Here is a 12,255-nt window from a genome sequence, read left to right on the forward strand (position 1 = left end):
CTCACCTATTCGCCGCTCGGGCGGCCACGCATCTTCTTGACGTCGGAGCGGCCGGATTTGGCCTTCAGCCGGCGCTCCACCGACCCCTTGGTCGGCTTGGTCTTCTTGCGCGGCGGCGGCGGCGGCTTGGCGGCCTCGAGGATCAGTTCCTTCAGCCGTTCACGCGCATCCTCGCGATTGCGTTCTTGGCTCCGGAAGCGGCTGGCCTCGATCATCAGCACGCCCTCCTTGGACATGCGACGACCCGCCAGTTTCACGGCGTTGCTCTTGATACGCTCGTTCAGCGCCGGCGAATTCTGGATGTTGAAGAACAGCTGGACTGATGTCGAGACTTTGTTGACGTTCTGCCCGCCGGGACCGCCCGCCAGAACGAACTGTTCCGTTAGTTCCCATCCTGAGATGGTGATCCTGTCGTTGATATAGAGCGGGTCGCTGGCCATGTGATGTCTATCTCACATCGTCTCCCGGTTGGAAAGGCGCTTCAAAACGCGCAAAACCCGGCCGCTCCGGGCCGGGTTTCACGTGAATCATCAATCAGTTGTCGCTGATTTACTCAGCGGCCACCCGAAAACCCGGGGCCGCATCGCGCACTCCACCGTCGACGTGACCTTCGAACTTGGCGAAATTGTCGATGAACATCGTCACCAGCTTGTTCGCCTGCGCGTCGTAGGCCGCAGCGTCGGCCCAGGTCGAGCGCGGGTCGAGAATGCCGCTTTCGACACCTTCGACCGCGACCGGAACGGCGAAGCCGAAGTTCGGATCGGCGCGGAAGTCGGCCTTGCTGAGTTCACCCGAGAGCGCGGCTGCGAGCAGCGCGCGCGTCGCCTTGATCGGCATGCGCTTGCCGGTGCCGTAAGCGCCGCCGGTCCAGCCGGTGTTGACGAGCCAGCATTCGACGCCGTGGCGGCCGATCAGCTCCTTCAGGAGATTGCCGTATTCCGACGGGTGCCGGGGCATGAAGGGGGCGCCGAAGCAGGTCGAGAATGTCGCCTCCGGCTCGGTCACGCCGCGTTCCGTGCCGGCGACCTTGGCGGTGTAGCCGGACAGGAAGTGGTACATGGCCTGATCCGGCGTCAGCTTGGCGATCGGCGGCATGACGCCGAAGGCATCAGCCGTCAGCATGATGATCGTCTTCGGATGGCCGGCGCGGCCGGTGTCCGAAGCGTTCGGGATGAAATCGAGCGGATAGGCGCAACGGGTGTTTTCCGTGAGCGAACCGTCGTTGAAATCGGGGACGCGGTTTTCATCGAGAACGACGTTTTCGAGCACCGTGCCGAAACGCTGCGTCGTCGCGTAGATTTCCGGCTCGGCTTCGGCCGACAGGCGGATGGTCTTGGCGTAGCAGCCGCCTTCGAAATTGAAGATGCCGTCCTCGCCCCAGCCGTGCTCGTCGTCGCCGATCAGCGTGCGGGCCGGATCGGCGGAAAGCGTCGTCTTGCCGGTGCCCGACAGGCCGAAGAAGACGGCGGCATCGCCATCCGGGCCGACATTGGCCGAGCAGTGCATGGGCATGACGCCCCTGGCGGGCAGCAGGTAGTTCAGCGCCGTGAAGACCGATTTCTTCATTTCGCCGGCATAGAAGGTGCCGGCGATCAGGATTTCGCCGTTGGTCAGGTCGCAGGCGATGACGGTTTCGGTGCGGCAGCCATAGCGCTCCGGATCGGCCTTGAAGGTGGGCAGATCGATGATCGTGAGCTTCGGCATGAAGCCTTCCAGCGTGGAACGCTCCGGCCGGATCAGGAGATTGCGGATGAACAGCGAGTGCCAGGCAAGCTCGGTGACGACGCGGGTCGGCAACGCATTCGCTTCATCGGCGCCGCCGATCAGGTCCTGCACGAAGAGCTCCTTGCCGGCGGCGTGCGCCAGCATGTCCTTTTTCAACAGCGCGAAATGCTCCGGCGACATCGGCTTGTTGTTGTCCCACCAGATCTCGCCGTCGGTGTTTGCATCTCGCACGACGAACTTGTCCCTGGGCGAACGGCCGGTGTGCTGGCCGGTCAGCGCACGCAGGGCGCCGTGCGCGGTGAGTTCGGCTTCTCCCCGGCGAATCGACTCTTCATAGAGGGAGGCGGCGGTGAAGTTATAGCGAACGCTCTTCGCGCCCGAGAAACCTGCCGTCGCCAGCTCTATCGCTGGGTTGTGAGTACCGAACTGCTCCATGGTCATTTCCTTCCCTTGGGGCTCAACGCCGTTAAGAACTGAGCGCGAACCTACGGACAGGATTTTTAAAACGCAAGTGGCATAAATCGATATTATTTAATGATATCAGATATTTAATCGATTTAAATTTAAGCGCCTTATTTTAAATCGTTTGAACCGGCTTGGCGCGACCAATTTTCTCGCACGACTTTCGGTTGTCCGCAAAAATTAGCGGCCGCCGCGCCCTTTATCTTTGCCACAATTTGTTCCACCTTTATCCCCATAAGCGCATCCGGTTCATATGGCCGCCTGGGGACCTTCAAAAAACCTGGAGACGCGCATTAGATGACGGAGACGAATACAATGCCGACAATCGCGCTCGTTGATGACGACCGTAACATCCTGACCTCGGTGTCGATCGCGCTTGAGGCCGAAGGATACAAGGTCGAGACCTACACGGATGGCGCCTCGGCCCTTGACGGTCTTCTCGCCCGCCCGCCGCATCTGGCGATCTTCGATATCAAGATGCCGCGCATGGACGGAATGGAACTGCTGCGCCGCCTGCGCCAGAAATCCGACATGCCGGTGATTTTCCTCACCTCCAAGGATGAAGAGATCGACGAACTCTTCGGCCTGAAGATGGGCGCCGACGACTTCATCACCAAGCCGTTCTCGCAGCGACTGCTGGTCGAGCGGGTGCGCGCCGTCCTGCGCCGCGCCGCCGGCCGGGAAGCAGCGGCAGCTGCCGCCACCGGCGCCGCGCCGAAGCCCGGCGCCGCACAGCTCGCGCGTTCGCTCGAACGCGGCCAGCTTGTCATGGACCAGGAACGCCACACCTGCACCTGGAAGAGCGAGCCGGTGACGCTGACCGTCACCGAATTCCTGATCCTGCACTCGCTGGCGCAGCGCCCCGGCGTCGTCAAAAGCCGTGACGCGCTGATGGATGCGGCCTATGACGAGCAGGTCTATGTCGACGACCGCACCATCGACAGCCACATCAAGCGGCTGCGCAAGAAATTCAAGATGGTCGACAACGACTTTGATATGATTGAAACGCTCTACGGAGTGGGATACCGCTTCCGCGAAGCAGCCTGACGCCAAAGCGGCGCGGCGGATAAAAGTATATGAGAGCCGGCGCCGCCAAAGCGGCCCGCTCTTCGAAGGGGCTGTCGTTGGCACAGTTGGTGCAGGAGAAGGATCTGGATGACGCAGACGGCGTAGGCCGACGCGTCCGGGGACGACGCTGGTCGCATCCCTTCACGATCATTCGCCGTATCTTCGGCAACGCCGTCTTTTCCAGCCTGACGCGCCGCATCCTGTTCTTCAATCTCGCGGCACTCGTCGTTCTCGTGGGCGGCATTCTCTATCTCAACCAGTTTCGCGAGGGGCTGATCGACGCCCGCGTCGAAAGCCTGCTGACGCAGGGCGAAATCATCGCCGGCGCCGTCTCGGCTTCCGCCTCGGTCGATACCAATTCGATCACCATCGATCCCGAAAAGCTTCTGGAGCTGCAGGCCGGCCAGAGCATTACCCCGGTTCCGAATGACGAGGACCTGGAATTTCCGATCGATCCGGAGAAGGTCGCGCCGGTTCTGCGCCGGCTGATCTCGCCGACCCGCACCCGCGCGCGCATCTTCGATGCCGACGCGAACCTTTTGCTCGACTCGCGCCACCTCTATTCGCGCGGCCAGGTGCTGCGCTTCGACCTTCCGCCGGTTGCCGACGAGGAGCAGACCTGGGGCGAATGGTTCACGACGATCTTCAACAAGGTTCTGCAACCGGGCAACCTGCCGCTCTACAAGGAAGCGCCGGGTGGCGACGGCTCGATCTACCCTGAAGTCATGAACGCGCTGACCGGCGTGCGCGGCGCCGTGGTCCGCACCACGGAAAAGGGCGAGCTCATCGTTTCCGTCGCCGTGCCGATCCAGCGCTTCCGCGCCGTGCTCGGCGTGCTGCTCTTGTCGACGCAGGCCGGCGACATCGACAATATCGTCCATGCGGAACGCCTCGGCATCATGCGCGTCTTCGGCGTGGCGACGCTGGTCAACGTGCTCCTGTCGCTGGTGCTGTCGTCGACGATCGCCAATCCGCTGCGTCGCCTTTCGGCCGCGGCGATCCGCGTGCGTCGCGGCTCCAAGGAGCGCGAGGAAATCCCCGATTTCTCGGTTCGCCAGGACGAGATCGGCAACCTGTCGATCGCGCTGCGCGACATGACGACCGCGCTCTACGATCGGATCGACGCGATCGAAAGCTTCGCGGCCGACGTCAGCCACGAACTGAAGAACCCGCTGACCTCGCTGCGCAGCGCCGTGGAAACCCTGCCGCTGGCAAAATCGGACGACTCCAAGAAGCGGCTGATGGACGTCATCCAGCACGACGTTCGCCGCCTCGACCGCCTGATCAGCGATATTTCCGACGCCTCGCGTCTCGACGCCGAACTTGCGCGCGTCGATGCCGGATCGGTGGATCTGGAGGTCCTGCTTCGCGATCTCGTGGAAATCTCGCGTCAGATCCGCAACCGCAAGAAGGAAGTGCAGATCGAATTCGCGATCGAGCGCAAGCCCGGCGTCAAGACACGCTTCCTGGTCAACGGTCACGACCTGCGCATCGGCCAGATCGTCACCAATCTGATCGAGAACGCACGCTCCTTCGTCTCCGACCAAGACGGAAAAATTACCGTTCGTCTGGTTCGCACCCGCTCGCGCTGCATCGTCTATGTCGAGGATAACGGTCCCGGTATCCAGGCGGAGAACATCGACCGCATCTTCGAGCGCTTCTATACCGACAGGCCGGAGTCCGAAGGCTTCGGCCAGAATTCCGGGCTTGGCCTTTCGATCAGCCGCCAGATCGCCGAAGCGCATGGCGGCTCGCTGCGCGCCGAAAACATCATCGACGCGGAGACCGAAGAGGTGGTCGGCGCCCGCTTCACGCTTGCGCTGCCCGCAGATCCCAACTCATGACCGCGGCGCCGGTCAATATTCACGCGACGGCGATCGTCGTCGGCAAGACCGGACTTCTCTTCATCGGGCCGTCGGGATGGGGCAAGTCGATGCTCGCCTTTACCTGTCTTGCGGAGGCGAAGCGGATCGGCATCGATGCCATGCTGGTCGCCGACGATCAGGTGATGATCTCGGCACGCGACGCGGTCGCGATCGCGGCCTGCCCGCCCTCCATACAGGGCATGATCGAGCTGCGCGGAACCGGCATCGTCCGCATTCCCTTCACCCGGGAAGCCGCCATGCATTATGCGATCCTTCCAGGGCGCGCTTCGGGAGAAGACCGGCTGCCGCCGGAAGACGAGAGGGCGACCGTCTCGCCCGGCATCGTGCTGCCCGTCATTCGGTTGCTGGCTAACGTGCCGCTGCCGCTGGCGGTGCTGATGGCCAAAGCACCCGAAATCGGGCGCTAGTGCCTACGAAACCGGCAGCTGGCGCGCGAAACCGTGCATTTTTGTCTTGCACTTCGGCTTTTCATAGCCAAGATGTGCCCCCACGGTGGACGCGATTGCTGCGTTGCGATATTGGGCCTACCGTTTGCATACGCCATTGGGAGCAGTAGTATCATGATCGGACTTGTGCTTGTCACACACGGCAAGCTGGCTGAAGAGTTTCGTCATGCGGTCGAACATGTTGTCGGTCCTCAGAAATTCATCGAGACGGTCTGTATCGGCCCCGAAGACGACATGGATCAGCGACGCCAGGATATTCTGGGCGCGGTTGCAAATGCCGATGATGGCCACGGCGTGGTCATCCTGACCGACATGTTCGGTGGTACTCCTTCCAATCTGGCGATTTCCGTGATGAGCAGCGGCCATACCGAAGTGATCGCCGGCATGAATCTGCCGATGCTGATCAAGCTCGCCGGCGTGCGCGGCGAGGACAATATGGAAAAGGCGCTCGCCGAGGCATCCGAAGCCGGCCGCAAATACATCAATGTCGCCAGCCGCGTTTTGAGCGGCAAGTAAAGAGCCCCTATGACCGTCCAGCTGTCCCGCGAACTTCTGATCATCAACAAGCGTGGCCTGCATGCGCGCGCTTCGGCGAAATTCGTGCAGACGGTCGAAACCTTCGACGCTTCCATCACGGTCTCCAAGGATGGGATGACGGTTGGCGGCAACTCGATCATGGGACTGATGATGCTGGCGGCGAGCCCGGGCTCGAGCGTCGTCGTCTCCGCCAGCGGCAACCAGGCCGCACAGGCGCTCGACGCGCTGGATCAGCTGATCCAGAACAAGTTCGGCGAAGATATGTAAGGTCCTCAGGACCATATAAACATATAAAGACTTCTTTATATCATTATTGCCTTCGTCATAGAAGCCTGCTAAACGGCTGGCATGACCGCGCCTGCGCGGAGCTTTTCGTCGCGCGACCTCGTTTCGCGCCTTCGCATCTGAGACGCTTTCAGCATGGAGAACCCAATGAGCACTGAAAAAGATTACGTCGTCGCCGATATCGGCCTCGCAGACTTCGGCCGCAAGGAAATCACGATCGCTGAAACCGAAATGCCGGGTCTGATGTCCTGCCGCGAAGAGTTCGGCGCATCGAAGCCGCTCAAGGGCGCGCGCATCACCGGCTCGCTGCACATGACGATCCAGACGGCCGTGCTCATCGAGACGCTGGTCGCGCTCGGCGCGGAAGTACGCTGGGCATCGTGCAACATCTTCTCGACGCAGGATCATGCCGCCGCCGCGATCGCAGCTTCCGGCGTTCCTGTCTTCGCCATCAAGGGCGAATCCCTGCATGACTACTGGGTCTACACCGACAAGATCTTCCAGTGGGCCGATGGCGGCCTCTCCAACATGATCCTCGATGACGGCGGCGACGCCACCATGTACATCCTGCTCGGCGCCCGCGCCGAAGCCGGCGAAGACGTGCTGTCGAACCCGCATTCGGAAGAAGAAGAGATCCTCTTCGCGCAGATCAAGAAGCGCCTCGCCGCTTCGCCGGGCTGGTTCACCAAGCAGCGCGATGCGATCAAGGGCGTGACCGAAGAGACCACCACGGGCGTCAACCGTCTTTACCAGCTCTCCCAGAAGGGCCTGCTGCCCTTCCCCGCCATCAACGTCAACGACTCGGTCACCAAGTCGAAGTTCGACAACAAGTACGGCTGCAAGGAATCGCTGGTTGACGGCATCCGCCGCGTACCGACGTGATGATGGCCGGCAAGGTTGCCGTCGTCTGCGGTTACGGCGACGTCGGCAAGGGTTCGGCCGCTTCGCTTCTCGGCGCCGGCGCACGCGTCAAGGTCACGGAAGTCGACCCGATCTGCGCACTGCAGGCCGCCATGGACGGCTTCGAAGTCGTCACGCTCGAAGACGTCGTCTCGACCGCCGACATCTTCATCACCACGACCGGCAACAAGGACGTCATCCGCATCGACCACATGCGCGCGATGAAGGACATGGCAATCGTCGGCAACATCGGCCACTTCGACAACGAAATCGAAGTCGCAGCCCTGCGTAACCTGAAGTGGACCAACATCAAGCCGCAGGTCGACCTGATCGAGTTCCCGAAGGGCAACCGCATCATCCTGCTCTCGGAAGGCCGCCTGCTGAACCTCGGCAACGCAACGGGCCATCCGTCCTTCGTCATGTCGGCTTCGTTCACCAACCAGACGCTGGCGCAGATCGAGCTCTTCACCAAGCCCGGCCAGTACCAGAACCAGGTCTACATCCTGCCGAAGCACCTCGACGAGAAGGTCGCGCGTCTGCATCTCGCCAAGCTCGGCGTCAAGCTGACGCAGCTTTCGGAAGAACAGGCATCCTACATCGGCGTGACGCCGCAGGGCCCGTTCAAGTCCGACCACTACAGATACTAATAGCGGATTCGATATCCACAACATCTAGAGGGTGCGGCATTGACAAATGCCGCACCCTTATTTTTTGGCACACATCTTCCCGACGATTCCTATCCGAAGTATTGTTTTAACACTCGATTCGTGGAGACGGACGCGTCCGTTTGCTACGAAAATGGGATGTCTTGTCGTAATGCGGCACAAAAGGACGGAGACATACCGCGCATGTCGGAAATGATGCACCGCCTGGTCAAACAGGCAGAAGACGGCGTTTACCCGTCTTGCTGCGCTGGCCAACCAGGCAATGGAAAACCCGTCGACGCCCCCAGGGCTTCGGCGCAGCGATCAGGCTTGTTGGCTCAGGTGGCAAGGATCTTTGCTGCGGGGACCGCAATGGCGTCGATCGCCCATCCGGTTTTCGCACAGGCGGCAGAGGCTGCCGCGTCTCCGCATCTTTTCACCTCCACGCAGGTCGTCGGCTTCTCCGTCGTCATCGGCGTCATCTCCGCCGCCCTGCTTTCCACACTCTGGGTCGTGCGCCAGCGCGGCAATCTCGAGAGCGAGGGCCGCGAGATCCGCTCCGCGCTGTCGGATGCGCAGCAGCGCATTTCGCAATACCAGGCACTGATCGCCGACAAGAACCGGCGCATCGTGATCTGGGACGGCGACGAGCGCCCCGAACTGCTGGGACAGCTGCCGGCCGAGACCGGCGCACCGCAGGACAATGAATTTCTGGCCTTCGGCCTCTGGCTGAAACCACGCTCGGCATCGGAGCTCGACCGCGCGATCGACGGCTTGCGGCAGTCCGCCAAGAGCTTCGACATCGTCGTCGAAACCCACCGCGAAGAGGTTCTGGAAGCACAGGGCCGGGTTTCCGGCGGCCGCGCCTTCGTTCGCTTCGTGGCGCTCAACAATCTGCGCGCCGAGCTCGCAGAACTGAAGATCGAGCGCGACCGGCTGATGTCGTCGATCTCGGCGTTCCAGGGCCTGCTTGATTCCATCGACCTGCCGGCATGGCAGCGCGACACCGAGGGTCGGCTGACCTGGGTGAACCATGCTTACGGCGCCGCCGTCGATGCCTCGTCGCCCGACGAGGCAATCGCCGAGGGCCGCGAAATCCTGACGACCATCGCGCGCGAGCGCATCCGCGCCGTCGCCACGCCCGAATCCCCGTTCCACGACAAGATCTCGACCGTTATCCACGGCAACCGCACCTTCCTCGACGTCGTCGACGTCAGGGTTCCGAGCGGTTCGGCCGGCATCGCGGTCGATGTCTCCGGCATCGAGACCGTACGCGCCGAGCTGGAGCGGACGCTGAAGAGCCACGCCGAGACGCTCGATCATCTGGCCACCCCGGTCGCGATCTTCGACGGCGACCAGCGGCTGCAGTTCTACAACCAGGCTTTCGTTTCGCTCTGGCAGCTCGATATCGCGTTTCTCGAGAGCAAGCCCGACAATGCCGAGCTTCTGGAGCGTCTGCGCGCCGCCAAGAAGCTGCCGGACCAGCTGAGCTGGAAGACCTGGAAGGAGACGGCGCTTTCGGTCTACCGGGCACTCGATACGCAATCCGACCTCTGGCACCTGCCGAACGGCCAGACGCTGCGCGTCTTCGCGACCGCGCATCCGCAGGGCGGCGCCACCTGGGTGTTCGAAAACCTGACCGAACAGGTCGATCTCGAGACGCGCTACAACACGCTGGTGAAGGTTCAGGGCGAGACGATCGACCATCTTTCCGAAGGCGTGGCGGTGTTTGGCCCCGACGGGCGCATTCGCCTGTCGAACCCTGCGTTCCGGGCGCTCTGGGGCATCACCGAGGCGGAAGCCAAGCCGGGCACCCATATCCGGACGCTGGGCGATGCCTGCGCGCCATCCTACGACCGGCCCGACGGCTGGAAGACCTTCGCCGAGCTGATCACCAGCTTCGACGACGAGCGTCGCTCGAGCCAGGGAACGCTGGAGCTGTTCTCCGGCCTCGTGCTCGATTATGCGGTCATTCCGCTGCCGAACGCGCAGACGATGCTGACCTTCGTCAACATGACGGACAGCGTGCGCGCCGAACGCGCGCTGACGGAAAAGAACGACGCATTGCGCAAGGCCGACGAACTGAAGAACGATTTCGTGCAGCACGTCTCCTACGAACTGCGCTCGCCGTTGACCAACATCATCGGCTTCACCGACCTGTTGCGCACGCCGGGGCTTGGCGATCTCAACGAGCGGCAGGCGGAGTATATCGACCATATCTCCACCTCCTCGTCGGTCCTGCTGACGCTGGTGAACGACATTCTCGATCTTGCGACCGTCGATGCCGGCATCATGCGGCTGAACTATTCGGAGATCGACCTCGGCGACCTGCTCGACGACGTCTCGATCCAGATCGCCGACCGGCTGCAGGAAAGCGGCGTGACGCTGGAGATCACCGCGCCGGCGCGGCTCGGATCGATCATCGCCGATCCGCAGCGCCTGAAGCAGATCCTGGTCAAGCTTCTCTCCAATGCCGCGAATTTCTCGCCGGAGGGCGCTTCGATAGCGCTCGCCTGCCAGCGCGAGGGAACGGATTTCGTCTTCAGCGTGACCGATCAAGGCCCGGGCATTTCGCAGGAAATGATCTCGACCGTATTCGACCGCTTCGCGACGGGCGCCAAGAGCGGCAAGCGCGGCGGTGCCGGCCTTGGCCTGTCGATCGTCGACAGCTTCGTCAACCTTCATAATGGCCAGGTCGTCATCGACAGCCAGCCGGGCAAGGGAACGACGGTCATTTGCCGGATTCCTTCGGCCAACCTCCCTCCTACGCCGCCGCCGAATGACGACAAGCGCGCCTGTCATCTCGCTTTTCCTTGAAGACGAGGCAGCGACCGACCGTCTCGGCGAGGATCTGGCGCTGGCGCTGAAGGCGGGCGACTGCCTGGCGCTGTCGGGCGATCTCGGTGCCGGGAAATCATCGCTGTCGCGGGCGCTGATCCGCGCGATCGCCGACGACGCGGAGCTGGAAGTGCCGAGCCCGACCTTCACGCTCGTGCAATCCTACGAGTTGCGCATTCCCGTCGCGCATTTCGATCTCTACCGGCTGGGAGATGCCGCCGAACTGACCGAACTGGGTTTCGACGAGGCGCTGCAGAGCGGCATCTGTCTGGTCGAATGGCCAGAGATGGCCGAGAGCGAGCTGCCGGATGACCGGATCGTGCTGACGCTGACGCATGAGGGCACTGGACGCCGGGCGACGATCGCGGCACCCGAGAAGCAGGCCGCACGGATCAACCGCATGCTCGCCATCCGCGCCTTTCTTTCTGCTGCCGGATACCCGCTCGCCAAGCGCCGGTTTCTGACCGGCGACGCATCGCTTCGGGCCTATGAGGCGATCTATCCCGACGATGGTGTGCGCCGGATCCTGATGGACTGGCCGCCACTGCCGGAAGGCCCGCCGGTGCTCGATGGCAAGCCCTACCCGAAGGTGGCGCACATCGCCGAGAACGCCTATCCGTTCGTCGCTATCGCAGACAACTTGCGAGAGCGCGGCTTCGCGACGCCGTTGATCCACGAGGTCGATTACGAGCAGGGAATCCTGCTGATCGAAGACCTCGGCAGCGATGGGGTTCTCGACGAGAGCGGCCAGCCGATCGCCGAGCGCTACCTTGAGAGTGTCGCATGCCTCGCGGCCCTGCATGCGCAGGCGATCCCGCAGGATATCCGCGTCACCGACGCGCATGTGCACCACATCCCGGATTTCGACCGCACCGCCATGAAAATGGAAGTACGTCTGGTGCTCGACTGGCATCTGCCGTGGAAACGCGATGCGGCGCCGGTGACCGATGCGGAGCGCGATGAATACCTCGCGATCTGGGACGCGCTGATCGACCAGCTCGACATGGCCGAGAAGAACCTGCTGCTGCGCGATTTTCACTCCCCGAACATCATCTGGCGGGAAGACGAGGCCGGCGTAAAGCGGGTCGGCCTGATCGACTTCCAGGATGCGATGATCGGGCCGACGGCCTACGATCTCGCCTCGATCGCCCAGGATGCGCGCGTGACCATCGAGCCCGATCTTTTCGACCGGCTGATGGAACACTACCTGTCGCTGCGCCGCGCGCAGGGCGGCTTCGACGAGGCAGGCTTCCTGAAAAGCTGGGCGATCATGTCGGCGCAGCGCAACTGCAAGCTGGCCGGGCTTTGGGTTCGGCTGATGCGGCGCGACGGAAAACCAGGCTATATGAAGCACATGCCGCGCACGCTCTCCTATTTGAGCGTGGCGCTTCAGCATGAAACGCTTGCCCCCTTGCGCGCGTGGTGCGTAAGGACTGGAATAGTCACCAGCGAATCATAAGTTTC

The 12,255-nt window shown here is 62.4% G+C and carries 9 protein-coding genes and 1 pseudogene; 8 read left to right on the forward strand and 2 right to left on the reverse strand.

All coding sequences use genetic code 11. The features are described 5' to 3' along the window. Positions 1-5: 5 nt before the first annotated feature. A complete protein-coding gene (gene arfB / locus P3R82_RS25685) occupies positions 6-440 on the reverse strand; it encodes an alternative ribosome rescue aminoacyl-tRNA hydrolase ArfB (RefSeq protein ID WP_283195828.1) in 435 nt (144 codons plus the stop codon). Positions 441-549: 109 nt separating this feature from the next. Continuing rightward, positions 550-2,160 carry a phosphoenolpyruvate carboxykinase gene (locus tag P3R82_RS25690; RefSeq protein WP_283195829.1) on the reverse strand — a complete coding sequence of 537 codons (1,611 nt, stop codon included), beginning with the start codon at positions 2,158-2,160 and terminating at the stop codon, positions 550-552. A 342-nt stretch (positions 2,161-2,502) separates the two neighbouring features. On the opposite strand from P3R82_RS25690, the gene P3R82_RS25695 reads away from it, so the two are divergent. The 8 genes and pseudogenes from P3R82_RS25695 (at position 2,503) to tsaE (ending at position 12,250) form a co-directional block, all read left to right on the forward strand. Next, on the forward strand, positions 2,503-3,234 hold the full coding sequence (locus tag P3R82_RS25695; RefSeq protein ID WP_196809369.1) for a response regulator transcription factor: 732 nt from the start codon (positions 2,503-2,505) through the stop codon (positions 3,232-3,234). Between the two features lie 77 nt (positions 3,235-3,311). After that, positions 3,312-5,099 (forward strand): sensor histidine kinase, encoded by a 1,788-nt coding sequence (locus P3R82_RS25700; RefSeq protein ID WP_183900110.1) that lies wholly within the window; start codon positions 3,312-3,314, stop codon positions 5,097-5,099. After that, positions 5,096-5,548, forward strand: coding sequence for a serine/threonine protein kinase (locus P3R82_RS25705; RefSeq protein ID WP_283195830.1), 453 nt, complete (start codon positions 5,096-5,098; stop codon positions 5,546-5,548). The genes P3R82_RS25700 and P3R82_RS25705 overlap by 4 nt, the downstream gene beginning before the upstream one ends. A 153-nt stretch (positions 5,549-5,701) precedes the next feature. Beyond that, positions 5,702-6,103: a PTS sugar transporter subunit IIA gene (locus tag P3R82_RS25710; RefSeq protein ID WP_018901148.1), complete on the forward strand. Its 402-nt coding sequence runs from the start codon at positions 5,702-5,704 to the stop codon at positions 6,101-6,103. Between the two features lie 9 nt (positions 6,104-6,112). Then, positions 6,113-6,391, forward strand: a complete 279-nt coding sequence (locus tag P3R82_RS25715; protein WP_283195831.1) for an HPr family phosphocarrier protein — start codon at positions 6,113-6,115, stop codon at positions 6,389-6,391. 165 nt (positions 6,392-6,556) lie between these two features. Further along, positions 6,557-7,956 (forward strand): annotated as a pseudogene (ahcY, locus tag P3R82_RS25720) (adenosylhomocysteinase). 201 nt (positions 7,957-8,157) lie between these two features. Beyond that, positions 8,158-10,770, forward strand: a complete 2,613-nt coding sequence (locus tag P3R82_RS25725) for a PAS domain-containing sensor histidine kinase (protein ID WP_283195832.1) — start codon at positions 8,158-8,160, stop codon at positions 10,768-10,770. Beyond that, a complete protein-coding gene (gene tsaE, locus P3R82_RS25730; RefSeq protein ID WP_283195833.1) occupies positions 10,733-12,250 on the forward strand; it encodes a tRNA (adenosine(37)-N6)-threonylcarbamoyltransferase complex ATPase subunit type 1 TsaE in 1,518 nt (505 codons plus the stop codon). Before P3R82_RS25725 ends, tsaE begins: the two co-directional genes overlap by 38 nt. Positions 12,251-12,255: the final 5 nt, after the last annotated feature.

This window comes from Rhizobium sp. AN80A (assembly GCF_030053015.1).
Classification (GTDB): domain Bacteria; phylum Pseudomonadota; class Alphaproteobacteria; order Rhizobiales; family Rhizobiaceae; genus Rhizobium; species Rhizobium metallidurans.